This is a genomic window from Leptothoe spongobia TAU-MAC 1115, assembly GCF_018739885.1.
Lineage (GTDB): Bacteria > Cyanobacteriota > Cyanobacteriia > Phormidesmidales > Phormidesmidaceae > Leptothoe > Leptothoe spongobia.
In genome coordinates, this window is sequence record NZ_JADOES010000018.1 from 41,164 (window position 1) to 62,730 (window position 21,567).

12 protein-coding genes are annotated in these 21,567 nt (G+C 45.5%); 5 read left to right on the plus strand and 7 right to left on the minus strand.

The window, feature by feature from the left end; translation table 11 throughout:
* Positions 1-24: 24 nt before the first annotated feature.
* Complete coding sequence (locus IXB50_RS10915) at positions 25-390, minus strand: hypothetical protein (protein ID WP_215608997.1); 366 nt, start codon at positions 388-390, stop codon at positions 25-27.
* A 446-nt stretch (positions 391-836) separates the two neighbouring features.
* On the opposite strand from IXB50_RS10915, the gene IXB50_RS10920 reads away from it, so the two are divergent.
* A complete protein-coding gene (locus IXB50_RS10920; RefSeq protein ID WP_215608998.1) occupies positions 837-2,975 on the plus strand; it encodes an ATP-binding protein in 2,139 nt (712 codons plus the stop codon).
* A gap of 21 nt (positions 2,976-2,996) precedes the next feature.
* Here the strand turns inward: IXB50_RS10920 and IXB50_RS10925 are convergent, their stop codons facing one another.
* Complete coding sequence (locus IXB50_RS10925) at positions 2,997-4,382, minus strand: sensor histidine kinase (protein WP_215608999.1); 1,386 nt, start codon at positions 4,380-4,382, stop codon at positions 2,997-2,999.
* Between the two features lie 552 nt (positions 4,383-4,934).
* On the opposite strand from IXB50_RS10925, the gene IXB50_RS10930 reads away from it, so the two are divergent.
* Positions 4,935-7,259 (plus strand): CHASE2 domain-containing protein, encoded by a 2,325-nt coding sequence (locus IXB50_RS10930; protein ID WP_246564390.1) that lies wholly within the window; start codon positions 4,935-4,937, stop codon positions 7,257-7,259.
* 33 nt (positions 7,260-7,292) lie between these two features.
* Here IXB50_RS10930 and IXB50_RS10935 read toward each other — a convergent pair whose 3' ends face one another.
* The 4 genes from IXB50_RS10935 to IXB50_RS10950 form a co-directional block, all read right to left on the minus strand.
* On the minus strand, positions 7,293-8,549 hold the full coding sequence (locus IXB50_RS10935) for an adenylate/guanylate cyclase domain-containing protein (protein ID WP_215609001.1): 1,257 nt from the start codon (positions 8,547-8,549) through the stop codon (positions 7,293-7,295).
* A gap of 40 nt (positions 8,550-8,589) precedes the next feature.
* Positions 8,590-12,165 (minus strand): two-partner secretion domain-containing protein, encoded by a 3,576-nt coding sequence (locus IXB50_RS10940; protein ID WP_215609002.1) that lies wholly within the window; start codon positions 12,163-12,165, stop codon positions 8,590-8,592.
* Between the two features lie 265 nt (positions 12,166-12,430).
* Positions 12,431-14,917, minus strand: a complete 2,487-nt coding sequence (locus tag IXB50_RS10945; protein ID WP_215609003.1) for an L-type lectin-domain containing protein — start codon at positions 14,915-14,917, stop codon at positions 12,431-12,433.
* A gap of 671 nt (positions 14,918-15,588) precedes the next feature.
* Entirely contained in the window at positions 15,589-16,305 is a 717-nt protein-coding gene (locus IXB50_RS10950) for a DUF928 domain-containing protein (protein WP_215609004.1), read from the minus strand.
* A gap of 503 nt (positions 16,306-16,808) precedes the next feature.
* Here IXB50_RS10950 and IXB50_RS10955 point away from each other — a divergent pair.
* The 3 genes from IXB50_RS10955 to IXB50_RS10965 all read left to right on the plus strand — a co-directional run bounded on the left by IXB50_RS10955 (position 16,809) and on the right by IXB50_RS10965 (position 21,153).
* Entirely contained in the window at positions 16,809-18,761 is a 1,953-nt protein-coding gene (locus IXB50_RS10955) for a CHASE2 domain-containing protein (RefSeq protein ID WP_215609005.1), read from the plus strand.
* Positions 18,762-18,780: 19 nt separating this feature from the next.
* Positions 18,781-19,386 (plus strand): slr1658 superfamily regulator, encoded by a 606-nt coding sequence (locus tag IXB50_RS10960; RefSeq protein ID WP_215609006.1) that lies wholly within the window; start codon positions 18,781-18,783, stop codon positions 19,384-19,386.
* A gap of 129 nt (positions 19,387-19,515) precedes the next feature.
* The gene (locus tag IXB50_RS10965; protein ID WP_215609007.1) at positions 19,516-21,153 is read left to right on the plus strand and encodes a mechanosensitive ion channel family protein; all 1,638 of its coding nucleotides are present in this window, start codon (positions 19,516-19,518) and stop codon (positions 21,151-21,153) included.
* On the opposite strand, the gene IXB50_RS10970 is transcribed toward IXB50_RS10965, so the two are convergent.
* Complete coding sequence (locus tag IXB50_RS10970) at positions 21,150-21,506, minus strand: slr1659 superfamily regulator (protein WP_215609008.1); 357 nt, start codon at positions 21,504-21,506, stop codon at positions 21,150-21,152. The two genes, IXB50_RS10965 and IXB50_RS10970, sit on opposite strands and share 4 nt — an antisense overlap.
* Positions 21,507-21,567 lie beyond the last annotated feature (61 nt).

A 21,567-nucleotide genomic window follows, 5' to 3' on the forward strand; every position in this document is an offset into this window, starting at 1 on the left:
TACATCTACTGACGCTGAAAGAAATCATTTGAGTCCCGCCTGAGCTTTGCCAGTGAGTTTCATATTTTGAAATGTGGCAATGATCTTAGAACCGTCAGGGTTAAGCCATTCGTAAGTAATTAAAATCTCATCATTCGGTAAATTTTGCGTTTTGATCTCCGCACCAAAACCAAGCATATGCTCTACCGCCAGTAGATGCATACCAGGGGTCAACTGCTCGTATTGAGCCCACGTAACAACAGCATATTCCTGAGATAGAATCTGATGCACAACGCTAATGTGGAGAGCAACCAAACCAAACTCTGCCACCATAGGATGTAACCGCGATGGCTGTGGTGGCAACAGTAGCCTAGGGATAACGAATAGCAGCACCCCCAACAGCAAAGCCATGTCTATTAATGGTTCCCGAGGCTGTCTATGGGGACCCTCCAGAACTTTTGTCTCCAAGTGAGATTCGCGAGACCTATGTTTCAACCACAGCTCCCAAGGCTGCCTATGGTAACCTACCAGGACTTTTGTCTTAAAGTGGGATTTGTTATCTTTTCCGATAAAGTAGTGCCATTTTTCTTAGGTTACGCTCCTATAGCCACTCTCATTTTTTAAAGGTAGAACAACAAAATGAGGATATTGTGAGGAGCTAATTAGTCCATATACTCACAGGATCATCACAATTGGCTGCTAAGAATAAATATAGTTCAGGTTCTTGTGCTTTGGCAGGGCGTGAACCTACTTTATGCTTTGTCCCGAGCTTTCTACGGGAACTGATTTGGTGAGCCACTTGCATGACTGACCAGTCTTTTGGAAGATTTTCAATAAGACCGTTTGAAACGCTTACGATGCTTGTCGATTCGTTATTTCCAGACTTGCTACCTATAGGCAGTCGAGCCATTATCCCGACACCACTAACGGTAACGGCTGATATATCACTTGAGGATGCGATCTCACGGATGCATCAAGCCCAAAGCAGTTATATCCTAAGCACCGAACAACAGTGTCCCGTTGGCATTTTCACCGAGCGAGATCTGGTAAAACTCCTGGCCTCAGGGCAGTCGACCATAGGGATGACACTCGCCACAGTCATGACCCAAGAACTGCTTACCCTAACCGCTGAGGAGGTCAAAGACGCCTTTGAAATCTTGCACCTGATGCAAAAAACTCGGGTACGTCATCTACCCATAGTTGATGAACTCAATAACCTGACAGGCGTCATTACCCAACAAAGCCTGGAGCAAGCCTTCCCCCCCTCCAGCCTGCTAAAACTCAGATTAGTCAAAGAGGTCATGGAGCCCAACGTCATTTGCTCCCCCCAAACGGCATCGTTGCTGACTATAGTGCAACAGATGGCTGAGCACAGCGTCAGCTGTGTGGTGATTGCAGACTCCAAACATCGCCCCATCGGCATCATCACCGAGCGAGACATTGTACAGTTTCAAATCATGGGCCTGGATTTTAGGCAGACCCAGACCCAGACTGTAATCAGCACTCCTCTGCGGCCTATCCAGCCCCAAGATTCACTCTGGATAGCCCACCAACAGATGAATCAAAACCATGTGCGGCCTTTGGTAGTCTGCATACCTGACGGCACAATAGCCGGTCTGATTACCCAAAGCAGCCGATGGCAGGCCCTTGCCCCCAATGCAATCCAGCAGACGGTTGAACTATTACAACAAAAAGTAGAACAGCTACGCTCAGAAAACCAGGCCCTGAGGGAAGATCGTACCTGTGAGCTAGAAAACCAACGTCGTCTAAGCCAGCAACTAGAGCAAAGCCACAGACGCCTGACAGCGACCAATGTTACCTTAACAACTACCCTCCAAGCCCTCCAAATAACTCAAAAAGACCTACAACGGGCAAATGCCAACCTGGCAAACCAGGTCGAAGTGCGTACCGCAGACCTACATCAGGCCGAATATCGCTGGCGTACCCTGCTGGAAAATGTGCCGCTGGTGGTAGTTGGCATTAGTAATAACGGCAAAGTCAACTATGCCAATCCCTTTCTTTTAGAGTTAACAGACTATACCGCTGCAGAAGTACTCGGAAAAGACTGGTTTGAGCAGTTTGTGCCCTTATCTGAGCAACCTCAGCTCATACAATACTTCCAACAGTTGCTCACCCAGCCAGATACTCCCAGGCAATATCAAAACGTCATCCTGACCCGATCCGGTGAAAAGCGCATGATTGCCTGGAACAATACTCTGCTGCGTGATGGAAACGATACTATCCTCGGCTCCATGAGCATTGGCGAAGATATTACCGAACGTCTTGTCATTGATCGGATGAAAAGCGAGTTTATTGACATCGTTGGTCACGAGCTACGTACCCCACTGACCTCAATTGATGGTGGGCTAAAGCTGATAACCGAGGGCCTCGTAGCCAGTGATTCTGAGCAAGGACATTTACTGCTTCAGACCGTAGCAAAAAGTTCTCAGCGGCTGGTCAAGCTGGTAGACGAAATTTTAGACTTTGAATGTCTGGAGTCGGGGAAAAGCTCACTGAAAAAGCAACGCCTCAATACACAAGACCTGACTAGCCAAGCAACCGATGCAGTGCAGCCCATGGCAGAACAGGCAGATATCACCCTGGAAGTTTCTGACCCTGGTTTTGAACTTGTCGCCGACCTCCAGCATATTCAACAGGTGCTGACCAACTTACTTGACAATGCCATTAAGTTTTCTCCTGACGGAACTACCATCTGGCTAACGGTTGACACATCCTTGTTAAGCCAACCTGATCAGATAGAATCCATGGTGCGTTTTCAAGTTCGTGACCAAGGACCAGGGATTCCAGCTGAAAAGTGCGAAACAATCTTTGACCGTTTTATGCAGCTGGACTCCTCTGATACTCGATCAAGCGGGGGGACTGGATTGGGCCTCGCCATCTGTCGCAAAATCATTGAGCAACACAGCGGCAACATCTGGGTCGAGAGCACCTTAGGTCAAGGCAGCTGCTTTTATTTCACGCTGCCATTAAGCTAAGTTGAAACTCTAGGCTACTTTTTAACGCGTTGTCACCTCAATGATCTTGTCAAACTGATAATTTTCGGCCAGTTCTTTCAAATACCGAGCAAGAGCAGCGTTCTCTCCTGGCACTTGCTCAATCAACTGCAACACCCGTTTCCCCTTTAACTGACCTGCGGCATGATGGAGTTCGCTCACCCACTCAGGTGACATATCATCTAACATCTCCTCAAGTGCATCCGTGACAACGGACGATGCTCCTCCTCCCTCGGTTGGAGATTCTTCTCTATTTTTATTTTGCTGTTCCTGCCAATTTTGTAGATCTTCAGTAGCATGTTCTACAGTCGCTTCTGTAGACAGATCCAACTTTGAACATTGGTAAACAGGAATATGAAATTCGAACTTGGAGCCTACTCCAACCTGACTGTTGACCATCAATTGACCTCCCATCAGTTGGATAAATTGCTGACTGATCGATAATCCTAATCCAGTTCCTTGGTGAGTATTACGACCTACTTCAGTTTGCTCAAAGGGTGCAAAGATGACGTTGAGGTCAGTCTCGGCAATCCCAGGGCCAGAGTCTTCAACTTCGCAGTACAAAGTGCACGCTGTTTTAGCAGGGACATCCCCTTGCTGCTCAACCGTTAACAGCTCAGACCTAACCTTAAGACATACCTGACCACTCTCTGTAAACTTAATGGCGTTATCTAATAAATTGATTAAGACTTGTTTTAATTTTCCGGCATCTGTCTCTATATATTGAGGTAGCTCGGGAGAGTGACTGAGAATTAGTTGTAGCCCTTTGGCATCTGCTTTGAGACCAAATATGGCTTGTAAATCATGCAAAAGTATTTGCAAATTAATGATGCTCGGATCAACAGTGACCTTACCGGCTTCAAGCTTAGACATTTCTAAAATGTCATTGATCAAAGTCAGCAAATGCTCTCCACTTCGATTGATGATCGCCAGTTGTTCTCGTTGTTGAGAATTTAGAGACTGAGTATTTTCTAACAGTTGGCTAAACCCTAAAATTGCATTCAAGGGCGTTCGTAACTCATGACTCATCCTAGCTATAAACGTACTTTTAGATTGGTTTGCCGCCTCAGCAGCAACTTTAGCAGTACGCAGTTGATCCGTAATGTAATCAGAATGTTCCAGAGTAGTTTCAAGCAGAATTTCTAAATCTATTTTTTCGTGTTCAAGCTCATTTATTGTTTTTTGAAGTTGCATAAGAACGTTGTTCTCAGCCTGCTGATCGTCGGACGCAATAGTAGGCTCCTTGGCAAGGAGGGATTGAGGCGTTCCCAATGTCAATAAGTAAGATTGAATAACGGTGGATGAATCCAGGCCAGACTGATCGCAATAGGCTACTAAATTTTGCAATGCCTGCTCGCTAAGTTCTATGGTTAAACGTTTTGTATCCATGGGCAAACCTGAGCATAGGCCCGATCAAGTTCTAACTATTCTTGCACATATAGCCTATATCTAGACGTTTGTAACATATGTCACTACGTAATTACTTCAACAGAATAAATTGATAACAATATTTTGGAAACCAAGGGCCCTTTTGTGAGGATCTCATAGTCATATATTGAAAACCTTTAAATCACTTCATAGCTCTATGGAATCAAAATCAATTAATTTCCACATTCTGGATGTACAGACGTTCCATGGAACGTCTCTCCAACATTCTGGATATACAGACGTTCCATGGAACGTCTCTCCAACATCTATTTTTGGAACTTATTAATGGCTTGCTCCTATGAGAAAATTCTGTTACTTTCCATCGCAATCCCATCTTTACTTCATACTATGATCCGACCTTGATTTCGGGGCATAGTTTCGAACGATTTGAGACGATGTAAACTTTGGTTGCAGCTAGCATCACTATCTTCGGGAGACGATTGATTGATTTATAGAACCTGGAACAGGATTTGTAACCAGATAGCAGTTTTACAAGTTGGGCTGCTACCCGGTTTGCTGTTTCTGGGATTAATTACAGCTAGCCGATTGGCAGGGGCATTCCAACCCTTAGAGTGGAAAGCTTTGGATGCATTTTTGCGATCGCACCCCCAAGAACCCACCGACGAGCGCATCTTACTGGTCAGCATCAACGAGGAAACCATCCAATCCATCGGGACCTATCCCATCCCCGATCGTCCCCTTGCCAAAGTGCTCCGTACGCTCCATAGTCACGAGCCACAGGTTATTGGTTTAGATTTATTTAGAGACCTGCCGGTAGAACCGGGTCATGATGAATTGCAAGCAACGCTTCAGGACATCCCCAATATTATTGGTATCAATAAAGTCCTGATCCCTCCCCTGCCAGCTACCCACACCTTACCACCAGAAAAGATCGGATTTGTCGATGCAATTTACGATCAAGATGGTTGGCAACGTCGCATGATTTTGGGAACCCAAACTGAAGAGGGCTTCCGTTTTTCTTTAGCCTTATTGTTGGCTCAGAGTTATCTAGAACAAGAACAGATTTTTCTGGAAAATGGCCAACAAGATCCCGACGCCATGAGATTTGGCAACGCTGAACTGCATCGAGTTCACCCCAATTTCGGGGGCTATGTGAATGCAGGCGCTGAGCCAGGGATGGTTCAAACGTTACTCAATTTTCGCCAAAGTGATCGCCCCTTTAGGGTCGTGACATTTCAGGATGTATTAGCAGGCAATGTGAATCCTGATTGGGTTCGCGATCGCATTGTCCTCATTGGTGTGACTACACCTAGCATCAAAGACTATACCAACGCAGCAACCCAATCTGTCATTAGTCCAGAGCTAGACTTTGTCTATGGCGTCGAAATTCAGGCCCATGCAGTTAGCCAAATTATTAGCGCAGTTCTTGAGCAACGTCCCTTGTTGAGAAGCTGGTCAGATCCAGAAGAATATCTCTGGATCATCGGCTGGGGTTTAGTCGGTATTGCCTTTGCAGGATATATTCGTCAGCCTCTCCACGGCTTACTGTGGGTATCCCTTAGCACTGTCACTATCACTGGCATTAGCTATATCATGCTGCTCACAGGTTGGTGGATTCCCTGGGTACCGGCAGTTGCCAGCCTATTGCTAAACAGTGCTGGACTGGCAGCCTTTTACCAATACGATCGAGTCATTCAAACAAAAATTAAAGCCCAGCAACAGACCGTTGCCATTCTAGAAAATGCAAAATCTGATCTGGAAGTAACCGTCGCTGAACGCACCGCTGAATTACGGCAGTCCAACGTAGAACTCAACCAAGCCAAAGAAGTGTCAGAAGCCGCCAGTCGTGCCAAAAGCAACTTTCTTGCCCACATGAGTCACGAACTTAAAACACCCCTCAACGCCATTTTAGGGTTTAGTCAACTTGTTGCCAAAGATACCAACATCTCTGAAATGAGTCAGAAGCGGGTGCAGATGATCAGCCAGAGTGGAGAACATTTGCTTGAATTGATCAATGACATCTTATCTATGGCCAAGCTGGAGTCTAACAAACAAATTTTGCATCAGGCTCCCTTTGCTTTGGATGATCTAATCACCACGATTGAGTCTTTATTCCGACTGCGTATAGAACAAAAAGGCCTGCAATTTTTAATTAAAATTGCACCCACTATACCAAACGAACTGATGGGAGATGCCTCAAAACTTCGACAAGTGTTGATTAATTTATTGGGAAATGCCTTAAAGTTTACCCAAACTGGTCACATAGCCCTGCATGTCGCCTATACAGCGCATCAACAAGATGTACTATCGCTACAGTTTGAAATTAAAGATACAGGCGAAGGAATTTCCGAATCTGAGTTACACAAACTGTTTATTCCCTTTGAACAAACTAAAAGTGGCGAAAACTCAAAGATAGGAACTGGCTTAGGGTTACCCATTAGTCAACAGCTAGCCCAGCTAATGGGTGGGGATATCCAGGTTATTAGCCAACGTGGCCAAGGAAGCACCTTTACCTTTACAGCTCAAGTACTGATCTCTTTATCTCCCCAGTCAGGCAAAACAGAGAGGAGTGTACCTTCTACTGATGCTGATCAACAGCCCAACGACACGACACTCGTAGGAAAAGATACGACTCCTTTAAATGGGACAAGGAACAATACTATCGTTACAGCATTGGCTACCATGCCTCCAGACTGGCTGACCAAGCTACATCAGGCAGCTCAGCGGCTCAACGGCAAGCAAGTAAACGTATTATTGAAAGACATCCCTCCGTCTCAGATATCGCTTACCAAGCAGCTCATGGCTTTTGCCAAAGACTATGAGTATACAAAAATCGCTGAACTAGTAGATATGTGTTTACTAAAACAGGATGATTAAATCTCCGATTATTCTCCCAAAGGATTAGGTATCCTATTTCTGTTTAAACTCCCAGATCCCCTGCCAATTATCAGGCAAGTCCTGCTGCTGGAGAAGCTGTAAACGTTCTAGATAAAGCTGCACAGCTTTATCAGTGGGATTTGCCTGAAGAACCTTATGAAAACAAGCCTGGGCTTTGAGCAACTGCCCCTGCTGATAAAAATCTAGAGCCTGCAAATACTCTGGCAGTGTTTTGAGCTTGTTGGTCCGCACCGTCTCTTCTTCCGCATCGAGCACCTCGTAAATAGTGATAGGAGTGTGACGACCTTTGACAATGACCCGATCAATGAGTCGCACTGAGTAACGAGCAACATCTGTTAGTTTCTGGAGGACGTCTTCTGAAATCAGCAGTTGCACCCCATAGTATTTAGTCAATCCCTCCAAGCGGGCTGTCAGGTTCACGTTGTCAGCCATGGCATCCAACTGCATGCGATGGTTCTCACCCACAATACCTACCATCATCTGTCCCACATGGATCCCCGTGCCCACATTTAGCGGCATATGGCCTTTGGACTCGCGCTGTTGGTTATAGTCTCGTAACCGTTGAGCCTGAACAATACTGGCTTGTAGAGCATCATCTACTCCATCGGGAAAGACAGCCATGATGCCATCCCCCATATATTTCATAATCAAGCCATTATGGTTGGCGATTTCTGGGCTAATGTACCCTAAGTAACTATTGATAAAGTTAAAGTTTTCCTGCGGAGTCATGGTCTCGGCCAGGGTCGTAAAGTCACGAATATCAGAAAACAAGATAGCCATTTCTTTACTTACATGATCCCCCAGATGTAAGTCGATCACGCTCTCTTTTTGCAAAAAATGGAGAAACTCCTGGGGCACAAACCGACTATAGGCTTGCAGGAGTTGTTCTAAATGTTGATTGTTTTTGATTAATGTTTGCTCATGAGCTTTGACAGCCAACACAGTTTCTGTAAATACCTGGGCCAGGGTGCCCAACTCGTCAGTACGACCGATAACTGTTTCTAAGTGCTCAGGGGTAAACGCATCACACTGAACAGCCGCAGCTGCTGACGTAACAATTTTCACCTGCTGAATGTAACTAGCCATTTCCCGCTTTTGCTGATTGAGTGAGTTCTCCAGCACAGTGGAATGTTCTGTCACAATATTGATTAATGTCTCTAGGCTTTCGCGTTCGCTCTGGGCCACTAATAGTGCCTGACGCAAGCGTTCATTCTCTGCAGCCAGGTCATTCGGCGAAAGGTCATTCAGTTTAGAGGACACAGAGTTCATAGAGGAGAGATGATGCGATCGACAGTTACTTCCAATCGATTTAACCTTGAGTCTGGCAGGTGAAGCTTGACTGCCAAGGGTTATGAGGTGTGACAGACGTCGCCTCTGCCGTCAGCACAATTTCACCATTGTCGTCTACAACCCACCCCTGAAACTCAATAATTTGCCTGGGCTCTATAGACTGATGTTTGACCGTTGAGGAAGCAGAGCCCTGGGTTACCGTCGTTGGGGTATTGGGAGCATCATCTAGGGTTTCCCAAACTGCCAGGTCGCTTTGAGGATTGAGCTGCTCAGGTGATGGTGGCAGCCCGCCCCGACCGGTCACAGTAAACTCACCCAAGGCCGTCGCTATATCGCTAGCCCCTGCACCACAACCTTGGGCAACTAGTCGGGAGGCATCTACTAGCCCTGTGGGCAGTTGCACTAAATCATCACTAGGATCAATATCCGGTGTTTCAATGGTGACACTTCCCTGGAGGCCAAAGTCAGAACTAGCTGTAATATCGCTCAAGGGAGTTAAGGCTGGCCGAAACTCAATGCCAAACAACCCCTGTGTATTGACGGTAACATTCCCACCGTTGCCCAGGAAAGCATTGGCCGTAATGTCACTATTTTCGGTATCCACCGCCACCACAAAGCCATCGACAGTCGTAATGGCAACGTTCCCACCATTGCCAAAGCCCTGATCGCGCCCCGCAGTTGCAGAGACGTTACTGCCATTACGCAAAAGTAAAATAGGACCCAGATTAAGGGTAATGTTGCCACCATCGGCACTGTCAGCTTCAGCTGAGATCAGACCTTGATCCAGGCGTAGTTGCTCAGAGGTAATAACAATATTGCCACTTTCACCAGCCCCCTGACTATCCACCGCAATCCGGCCGCCGTTTTGCACTAGCACTAGCCGAGGATCAATAATCACATCTCCGCCAATACCAGTAGAATCAGGTGTCGTGTTAGCCTCGATAGCACTGTCAACACCATCCACCAAAACAGTATCACTAACGTTCAGTTTGATATCGCCAGCCGCCCCTACACCGGCAGTCGTTGCTTCCAGCTGAGCGCCATTGATCACAGCCAGATTAGGTGTGGTAATCTCCAGTAGGCCGCCATCTCCAGTGGCTTGTTCTAAGGTTTCGACACTAGCACCACTATGGCGAGCATCTTCACCCACCGCTGCAAACGAAACCAAGCCGTCAAAGCTGGCGGACTCAGTCGCTGTAATCGTAACGCTGCCAGCATCACCCGATTGGGTACTGGCACTAATGGTGCCACCGTTGGTCACCGCTAATGTGGTGGTGGTAATGTCGATAGGGCCGCCTTGACCATCTGACCCTGGACGCATTTCGCTCAGGATTGCACTGGGTAAAGTCGGTATTGCATTGGGTATTGCTAAAATTTCTGGAATAAAAACAGCACCATCTATGGTGATATCTTCTGCTCGGATAACAACACTCCCAGCATTGCCCATGGCGTCTGAACTAGTTCTGATTTGAGCTGCATTTTGCAGAGATAGTGAGTTGGTGGTGATATCAATGTTGCCTCCCATACCCACTGCACCGGGTTCAACGGTACTAAAAATGCCAGTGGCTTCGAAAATAGCTGGAGGTAGCACTCTAAAACCTGATAGTGATATGGAATCAGCCACTACATTCACATTTCCCGCATTGCCATTACCAGCAGTTAAAGAGCCAATCAGAGTGCCATTAATAGCAACTAGCGAATCAGTATTGATAGTGACATCACCTGAATTTCCTGAAGCCCCAGGTTGTACAACTCCACTGAGCAACTGGACTTCATCTAAGAAAATTGAATCACTGTTAATATTGACATTGCCAGCTTGTCCACCATTACCGGGGCCAACCAATATAGCGCCTATACTAGAAAAGTCAGACTGAAATGAGTCTGCTTCTACATTAAAGTCCCCCCCTTGACCAGGACCAAATGCTCCGACAAATACCGTCGAAGCATTGCCACCCAAGTTGATAATGGGGGCCACCAGAGTAATATCTCCTCCGGTTCCAGCTAAAGAAACGCTTTGTATAAGTGCATTATCTTCAGGCTGCCGAATAGCAGTTTCGCTTCTTAGGGTGATACTTCCTCCTGGAGCACCCACCGAGGAGATAGGGGCAGGGGCAGGGAGAGAAATATCACCCCGAGCATCAATAACAATATTACTGCCAGCACCAGCAGGAGGGGGAAACTGACCTGTAATCGAAATTACTTCGATCGTCCCAGCGGGTAAATTTGCATTGGGCTGATACTGATTAGTCAGCAATACCAATCCACCGGGTTGTCCAATACCGATATTACCTACAGTAATGTCAGAGCCAGGGGTGCCACCTGGATCATTTATAGTGACTGCACCAGCGGGATCAACAGTGGGTGCTCCGATCCCAGGCTCCCTGGTAAACGGAGCCTGAGTCCAGTCAACACCTGCCCTCACATCAAGCGTAGCCTGAGTGTTACCACTAATCTCTAATGTTGTTGTACCGTCGGATAATGTGACGTTACTGAGGGCACTGTAAGGAGTTGTTGTCCCAGGAATAAGTGTATTGTTATTGGGGTTAATAGTGGTAGTTCCCGTATCAGGGCCAGTAATCAAGACATTACCCATTTGGACATTGCCCCCTGCCAATACATGCAGGGAAGGCCCTACGTAGTCCGCCAGGGTAACGTTACCCACCGCCAAAACAATCGGGTCTTCTAGACTGAATACATTCGCTGGACTACCATCAAGGTCTTGGGCTTGAAATTCTCCCCCTGTTGTAAAGTGAGCATCGGCTCGAATGGAATTGGGTGAAATCAACGTTATATCATTGCCAGAGATCAGACCACTGCCTGGATGCTGAAGAATATATAGGTCAATGGTTTCACCTTGCAGAGTTAGGTTTTTACCCGCTGAAGCGATCAATGGCTGACTGTCACTATCCCTGACCGTCAGGTTATCTGTAGCTACTAGTGTTAAATTTTCTCCTGCTTCTAGTTGACTGTGCAGATTCAGACTCAATCCTTGCAGGGTAAGATCTTGCCCCACAGTTAAATTGCCCTCGTTCGTAATATTTCCCATAGCAGGCAGCCAACTGCTTAGCCCCATCGGTGAGTTAATTGCTAGCAGAGGGGGAACATCCGGATTTAGGGCACTAAAAATATAGCCGTTGTCAAAGGTAACTCCGTTAGCTGTGGTACCCACAAATGAGCCACGCACATCCAGCTGGGCATTAGGGCCAAAGAGAATACCGTTGGGGTTAACCAGATATAAGTTAGCTGGCCCCAAGGTGCCAAGGGTGCCTAAGATACTGGATGAGTTGACTCCAGTCACTCGGCTAAAGATATTTTCGATAGCAGTTGGATTGGCAAAATGCACCTGTTGTCCATTTTGCACATTAAATTCTAAAAAGCTGTGAAAGAGATTCCCAGATCGAATAGCTCCTCCATCAATTCGATCCGTGAACCCATTACCGAAGGGAACAGCAGGGGTAATAACAGAACTTTCAATGCCTAGAGAATGATCTGGAATTAGCTGGGCATAGGCGGGAGCAGCGATACCTAAACTACCTACAGCCAAGTGACTAACAGCTACAATGCCCATGAATGCAAATTTCGTTCCTTGCTGCATGGCTGTAACCCTTAGTGTAGATTTGGAGTGACTTTGCGGATAAGTGTACCGTGAAAAACCTGGGGAATAGGGTCTTTGCTTAGTAAGTATTTATGAAGTTGTAGGGTTTAGTAACCATGGAGCGATCGCACTGAGCTAAAACCAGTCTGATGTTTGTGGACTCCCCCTGCCCTCTAAATACCAATGCCCCATTCTCAATAGACAAGCACATTGAGAATGGGGCTAATGGTAGCTTCTGCCTATCTGGTAGTTATCAACCTGTGACTTAGATGTCCAAAGCAGTATGAAATGGCAAATCAGGCGTTACAGAAACACTACGCTCAAAACTATGACGGTTTCGTATCGTAGTGTGTTCTAGGGTCAAAATCAACTTACCGGGATCACTGGTATCACTTCCGAGTCTGATTTCTAAATCCCCTGCATTATGGGAGTAAACAAAGTCATCAATAGTGAACTCTGTTGTTTGCAAGAAGATTTTATCTTGCCGTTTGTTAAAGTCTTTGACCGTAGATGCTAATTCGTCACCTGTAGATACGACTGAGTCAGGCGGATTAAGCAAAAAATCTACTGAGACATAGACCTGATCTTTTCCTGCCCCCGTATGGGCATGGACACCACTAAATAGGATTAACGTATCGTTACCCTTGCCAGTGCTGAGCTTTTCTCCAACACTAAGACCAAAGTCTGTCACTTTATCCTTACCATTACCGGTTTTAACGGTGACCTCTATATTGCTGCTAAATTTATTGGCTGAGGCATCAAAGAAATCCTTGGCAGAGCGTTTTTTAGACCTAGATAGATCAACTTTCACCTTCAGGGTCTCTTCAGGATCATTAGAACTGGCGATCAGATCGGCAAACGGGCTAAATGTCGTGGAGCCACTCTGGTTAGAACCGTAAGATCTATACGCTTTGTAATGTTTGGGTTCATTAATAGTAACTTTGTCACCATTTTCCCAATTATTAAAGATTAACGTACTAATCCCGTCCTCATCGTTTTCACTCCACGTTAAGGCGGAAACCATTGATGTATCAACCGTGACAGGGCCAGAAAGGCCATCTAAATTACCGTCCGCAGATACCGCTGTCGTATTGGCTAATTCACCAAATACTAAGTCTATGGTTTCAGATATCTCGGGAACGGTTTCATCTCCAACCACTCTAAGACTGCCATTCTCTAATTGTTCGATGCCGTCGACAAACTGTTGGAAGAACGCAGCAGCCCCTTCTGTTTCTAGTAAATTAAAATTTGGATCTTCGACAAACTTTAAAAACAGCTCACCATTAGGAAGAGTTCCAGCCTCAGATGTATTGACACCATCCCATCCCCAAGGTCCCCAGTTGGTTGACCCCGTCCCAATACTGCCATCTACAATAAAGAAATTACCAACATCTGTGACATCAACTTCCCCAAATGCTAGATGAACGGTTTCCTCATCTTGTACGGTGATTCCTGTTTCAGCTTCAGTCACCACAACCGTATTGGTATATTTTTCTGCCTCTAAAACAATCTGATCAATTTGGTGATCATTATCAGTATCAAGTCGGTCTGCGATCAACGATTCATAGAGCAAGAACGAACCGTCTAAGACCCTGCCGCCGTAAGTTGCGATGTCATTGGCGATGCCTGTCAGGGCTGAAACCGGAACTTCTACCAGCGGTTCGTCAGGCAACAATGCTTGGACCTCAACGAAAAAAGTCCCAGTTGAATTACCAGCCAATGTTGCTGTTAACTCTAGTTCATCGCGATCAAACTTATTGACATGAACAGAGGTGATATCCGGATCAGACGTCTCTAGTGTGCCTGGGTTAAACTCTAAACCCGAACCAATAATACTGTCAGCTAAGTCAAAGGAGACAGCATGATCAGAACTGTTTTCTACTTCAAATCTTAGTAGGCGGTTTTGACCTAAAGCTATGGTACTGAAAGGTAGCAGTTCATTGTCAGCCCCTTCAATCACAAAGTCCTTTGTAATCGATAATGACGATTTTCTGAATTCAAAATCTAAAATTTCATGGGTAGCATAGGCAGCTCCAGTGGCCGCGCCAAATCCAATCCAATTGGCTCCTGTACCAAAACTAGAGTCCAAATCAATCCGATCAGATTCATCGCCATCGCCATCAGGATCATCAAAATCGATCGTTATACTCGGACTCCCTGGTCGTGATGGATCGTCATTGCCATCAGCAGCACTGACATAAACATTCAGCTCACGCTCGGCCCCATCATAATTGACCCAGGCATTGACAGGCATTTCATCGGCATTTTCGAAGATCACCCCCGGTAGGCTTTGGGTCTTGATCGACTGAACAGATCCATTTACATTAATGCCAAGATGATTACTATTCGGATCTAATCTGTTGGGATTTGTCCAGGTATCGAACTCAACGGCAAAGCTATCGTCAATACCCAAATAGCCTAACCCTTCTCCTGATGCTCCAAGGGAGTGGGGGCCAATGCTTTGGAGCATAAACACAAGACCGTCGGCTCCAGCCTCCACGCCGACATCTTGAGCTGGGCCAGTGATACCACCTGAATCACTCACTTGAAAAGTAAAGAAAGCTTCCCAAGATTCTGTCTGCGCTACATCAACTTGTAAGAACGCAGTACCTTGCTGATAAATGGGATTAGTATGAGGATTTGATGCATCTGTTAAAAGCAGTCTGCCTCCATTCAAAACGGCATCACCGTTCGTTACCAAAAGAGTATCTGAGAGGAGGCTATCGACAGGTGAATTCATACTGAGGCTCATTGCTAAAAATCCTCAAAAATAGATGATTAAAACGAGGAGGTTATCCACAACTTAGTTTGAAGATATAGTGCTTTTAATTTGATGAAGTGCGTATAAGGTTGAGCTAGCAAGCCTAAAAAGTTGACCTATACTTCCTTAGTTCTAAAAACACTGTATCAAGTTGATAAATGCCAATATTCTCGCGCATTGACTCAAGGGTTATCGATCCAGACCAAACTCGGTGGAATTTACCGGAAAAGATCAGCCTTAATTTTTTTCCGGTATACGAAATCTAATTCAAGCCTTGGCAACCGAAGCAACTCAATCAAAATGAGTCATGTGACATCAACTCATTGAGCATCAAAATCATTGAGTTTTGCGCTTCTCGTGCTATAGCTAAATCACTAAAGTCAAAGCTAACTTGTCCCCTTAAATAAGCCGTTTACAGATAACGAACCACAGTCTCTTCAAGAAAAGACCAGGGATTTAACTGAGACACGGTACAAGGCTATGAATAATATCACCTAGAATATCGAAACAGTGTATAAATTTTCATTGAACATTTGCAGTCATCCATGAAGAGATCACCGCAAGATTAAAGGTCTAGAAAACAATATTTATTGTTTTCTAGACCTCTTTAAAAACTTCAAAATGTTAATGATTCAAGCTCATTCAAAGAGCATGTCCCAAAATTAAGGCAGCAGAGATTCATCCACCAAATCCACCAGCCCCACTGATTGCAAGAGGTCCTTGAGATTTTGCTCAGCAGTCGCTCGATTACCCTGACTAGCTTCTAACACACTAGTCAGAGTTTCTGGCCATAGACTTGCGGCAGCATAAATAAACGGCTGCTGACCAACAGACACCCCTTGCAGCTGCTGATTTATATTTCCGCTACTAACTCGCTCAAAGCTACCCTGCACAATCATATCGCTAGCGCGATCTCGAATATTGCAAATTAACGAAAGGGACCAATCATAGCGCTGGCCTACCCGCAATGGCGACACCGTAGCCCGATCAGGCACAGCAATCGCAACTAAACCTGAGTTGCCAGTGACATTAAACAGCGTTCCGTACAGTAGCTCCCCCGATCCCTCTTCGTAGAGAGCAAACTCTGCAAACTGCGCCGTACTTTCCGGAAAGTAAGCATACATGACTGGATGGGATGCCGTCGTTTGCGCCAAATTATTGTCCGGCATCAGCGCAACCAAACCTTGTTCGGTGCGAGTACAGGCTCCGCTGCGATTTGCCCCTGACTCACGATTCCCTGGAGCCCCCGTTGACGTAGGTTTAAAATCCAGACGTCCTTGGGCCAAAGTAGGCCCCATGATGCTACCCACAGTGGCCAGTCCAACAGTTAATACCGTCAGACAAGTGCCCATATTAATCGGCCACAGCATACGCTTCATATCGGTAGGTTTAAGTAGTTACAGTCAAGAGATTGACAATCTTTGGCAAAATAGTAACAGGGATGCTGATCCCACCTGACTTAAAACAATTTTTTGTAACCTCTCTGACATCAAATTTTGGCAATTGGCAAGAATGGTCTAAAAATCTTAGTATTCTTCTAGAGAGTAGGATCTTCTACAAATCAATTAATATTGATTTCAGGTTCGTCTCATGATCGTTTGCTAACCCACAAACGTCATAATACTTCAAATAAGCTTTCGGCTAAGGTTGTCAAGTCTTGGAGGAATGGCTGTATAAAATGCCCAGCCATGACAGATAAAATTAGCCTAAATTCAAGCACGACACAGCTCCAATACACCGATTAGGAGGATGCAAAATTAAACCAGGTAGCCTTAAAAATCCGATTCAGGTTCTGAAAAAAACACTTGTTCGCCTGCCGTTAATTCAGAAAGTACGTGATCTTCCACGGCCCCATCGTTTGATCCAATTGGGGCAACCTGTTGTGCTGACTAGTTTAATTGTTGCCTCGTCCGTACTTGCCATTCGTCACCTGGGGGGATTAGAAAAGTTAGAGCTAGCGGCTTACGACCATTTCATTAGCCTACGCCCTGAGGAAAGCATAGATCCTCGATTACTCATCGTCGGGGTGACCGAAAATGATATCCAAAAGCTCAACCAGTGGCCCCTCAACGATCAAGCGGTCGACCAGCTTTTAGACAAACTAGAACAATACTCTCCTCGGGTGATTAGTCTGGACATTATGCGCGATGTCCCTCTGGAACCAGGCCGAGACTCACTGCTTAAGAGGTTGACCGCGAGTGAGAACATTATCACCGTTTGTAAAGCCAGTAGCCAGGACTCTTTGGGGGTGCCGCCGCCGCCTGGGGTAACCAGTAACTTTGTTGGGTTTGCCGACTTGGTCATTGACTCGGGTGGGGTGCTACGTCGGGTCTTGTTCTGGATGGATCCGCCAACTCCGGCTGGAGGACTGGCCAATCAACCAGGGCATCTTTGCAGTGGTCCCGATTCCATTTTCTCCCTAAGTTTACAAACTGCTTTTTACTATTTGGCCGGTGAAGATATCCATCCAGAACTCACTAACCAAGGGGATTTACGCCTGGGTAATACAACGCTGCCTCAGCTGACGTCCAAGTTTAGCGGTTATCAAACGACTGATACAGCGGGCTATCAGATCATGCTCAATTATCGATCGGCTCGGCAGGCGGCTCAGTTAGTCACCCTGGAGGATGTTTTGTCAGACCGGGTTGATCCTGACTGGATTCGCGATCGCATTGTTTTCATTGGCTACCTCACCCCCCAAGCAGGGGATGACTTTTATACCCCTTATAGTCAGGCCCTCAGCGATGCCCAAAAGATGCCAGGGGTGGAAATTCATGCCCAATCCACCAGCCAAATTTTGAGTGCCGTTTTAGATAACCGATCACTCATTTGGGTTTGGCCTACTCCCTTTGAAGCCCTTTGGGTAATCGCCTGGGCCGGCATTGGTAGCATACTGGCCTGGTACATCCGTCATCCCTGGCGACTAAGTCTAGCGGTCTTGGGCGTAGCCGTTGGTCTCTATGTTTTTTGTTTTTTGCTCATGCTCAGGGGAGGATGGATTCCTCTAGTGCCACCGGTTATAGCCTTGGGGGTGGCAGCCTCTACCACCATAACGATTCTCAATCAAAAGCTTAAGACAGAAAACCTGCGCATTAAAACTGAACTCGATATCACCCGTCGTCTGCAGAAAATGATCTTACCGCCAGAGCATGAACTCCAGGTGATTGAAGATTTAGATATCGCTGGTTACATGGACCCATGTGATGATGTAGGAGGGGACTACTACGATGTTGTATCAGGTCACAACGGACATCTCAAAATTGGCATTGGCGATGTCACCGGCCATGGCTTAGAAAGCGGATTAATCATGATCATGGTACAGACCGCTGTTAGAACCCTGTTAGAAAGTGATACAACCAAACCTGAAGAGTTTCTAAGTGCACTCAACCGCTCTATCTATCACAATGTGCAGCGGATCAATTCCGATAAAACCATGACCCTTAGTTTATTAGACTATAAACAAGGCACCTTATATCTAAGCGGTCAACATGAAGATGTACTAATTGTTCGTGCCAATGGTTCCCTAGAACAAATTGACACCGTTAATTTAGGCTTTCCCATTGCCCTCGAAGAAGACATCGATGATTTCCTGGCACATACTCAAATTCATCTAGAGACCGACGACGTGGTTGTACTCTACACTGACGGGATTACCGAATCGAGAAATATGGAGCGAGAGATGTATGGCTTAAACCGGCTGTGCGATGTCATTATGAACACCTATCAGCGAACGGCACAAGAAATTAGAGCAGCTGTTATTCAAGATGTGGCCAATCATATTGGTCAGCAGAAAATCTTAGATGACATTACTCTACTCGTTCTCAAACAAAGATAGATGGGAGAGACCGGAAACCATGGCTTCACCCACATCATCAACGTCTGAATCATTTGGCCAGTTCGCTAGCGATCTGCAGAAAGAGAACCTATGCGTTAAAATCGACTTTCCAGTAGAGTTAGTAAAACAGCGAAAGTTTTGGCCCAATAGCAATCTATCTGCCAAGTTCGTTTCAGAATACATATCAATCTTCTTCCCAGCTGACAACAATCGATCTGATCAACTACGACAACGTACAGAAATAACCGACGCAGCTCGATATATTACTAATGAGCTATTAGAGAATGCATTTAAATTCTCCTGTACTAGAGCAAAACAACCTGTACAGATGTGCTTATATCACTATTCCAATCGGTTGGTCATCACGGTCACCAATACTGCGCATACCAACAATATCAAATCGTTTAGATCGCTAATTCATGATCTAACAACATTAGATCTGACCGAACTCTACGTAGAACGTTTGGAAAAAAACTTAGACCACAAAAATGCCTACAGTTCTGGTCTCGGGTTCATTACTATTTTGATTAATTACAATACAAAACTGGGTTGGAAAATTGAGCAAAGCTCACCAGAATCAGACTGCTTTCTGGTAACTACTATGGTCCAGCTACTCTATGACTAGACTGTCTAACAAAACAAGCACCTAAGGTAAAAGTCCAGGTAAAAGTTTTGCAGAAGTAAAACAAGACATGGAAGCAAAGCTATATACTCATCCTGAACAACCCACGGAGACTTGTTAATCAGCACTGTCATGATAGCTCAGTTAACTCTCTATCAGAAAGATATCTTTTATATTGCTCTTAGCCTAGGTATTACTGTCTTTGGCGCAGTCGGTTTATATGTGGTCTTGTTTCATCTGCTACGCTCTTATTTTCGCAAATTTGAGCAAGACATCGCATTGGTAACGCTCAATGTATCTGCCTATCCGGGTTTAACATTATTTGTATTGCTCGGTCTGGCAATTATCGCCAAAACCTCTCATAGTTTAGCGACTGTCGAATGGTTACAGCGCCTGCTGTTAGGCGGCATCATTGTCATCATCAGCTATTGGTGTTTGCGCCTGTTCAAACAAGTCTTGATCTATTACCTCAAAGATTATGCTGAAACCACTGAGGTAATGTGGGATGAAGTGCTTCTACCCCTGCTAGAAGCAATTGTTCCAGTCATGATTATCTTGATGAGTGGAGCCCTGATCATGCAACTTTGCTTGGGGTTAAACTTAACTGGTGCTTGGGTAACCCTGGGTGGTAGCGCCTTTATCATTGGCTTTGCAGTAAAAGACATTCTAGCCAACTTTTTTAGTGGTATTGCCCTATTAATAGATAGTCCCTTCCGATTCGGGGATGTACTCCGCATAGAAATCGGTAATGAAGAGTCCAGCCATTTGGGCATTCTGCGAAAAATTGGAGTGCGCGTTACCCACATCTACATATTTGAACTTCACACAGAAGTCTATATTCCCAATAGTGTGATGCAAAGCCACAAAATCACCAATTTGAGCCGCCCCATTGAACCCGTTTTTTTCTCAACACCGATTGAATTCGATCCACAGTGTAACCTAGAGCGTGCCAAAAAGATTATGCAGGAGATTCTCTTGGCCCACCCGGATACTGTAGGAAACATTGAGTCTAAACTAACCTGTCTCAAGAACTACTACAGCTGGGAAAATGAATTCGTCCACAAGAAGGAAAATGGCATACAGCGACTCTTAGCTGAATACGCAGTCAACAACAAATTAGAAGAGGTTGAAGATGCATTAAGAGCTATGATGATCACGTTACAATTTGTAGAACAAGGTGGGTTAACTCAGGAAGAAATTGACACGGTACAAACTGAGTATGATGACATTCTAACGTTGATGGGTCTTACAGTCGTTAAACAAAAAACGCGTAAACAGTCATTGTTCAATTTGCAGCATATTCAGCCTACGTTTGTACTCAGAGAAACGAAAGATCCTGACTCCCTGATCAATCTAGTGCGAAAGTGGTATCGCATTTGGCTAAGCGACCCGAACATGGCTGATGAGGATGAATATGTACTGCTAGAAATTTGGGAGCGCAAAATTGAGCTGCTAAAACGGCGCACACGTAAGCTACATCAAAAGATTCTAAATCCACTTCAAGAAGAAACTCGACTAGATGATTATGTCAAAGAGCTAGTCCGATGGTTACGAGATCGATTTAAACAAGCCCGTAGCTCATGGCACGAACCAGAGGTACGAATGGAACGGGTAGTGAAGGACGAAGGGCACACCTATATCCGATTTACCCTCAACTATTACGTTGATGATATCCGTCTAGAGGATGGGGAGCGGGGTGCTCGTGTTAACAGCGATATCCATCGCGAGATTATGCATCATCTAAAAGATGATTGTCGTAGCCAGGTTTAACCTAACTCCACAATCATCCCAGGCATCAGGCGCTTCAGATTCACTAAAGACTTTGCCTGCCAGGGAATCGTATCAGATCCCCTAATCGTCATAGCAATCTTAGCTGATCTACGAACTTTGATAACAAACTTCGAAATAACGTTAATACCAGAACTATTCAGAAATTTAAGCTCCCGCAGATCAAGCGTTAGTTGCCTGGGTTCTTGGCTAGTCGCATCTTCTAGACACTGCTCTAACAAGTTTGCAATCGGTGGATATTCCCCCATGCCCATCAGAGCTAGTTCACCTTTGAATGTCACGGTTGAAACCGCTTGCTCATAGACAACCTCATACTCTTTACCCTTTATTTCCATGTTCGCTCTCCACAACTTTGCCTTTCGGGTAGATATCCAACCTATCAATCATAGCTGAGCA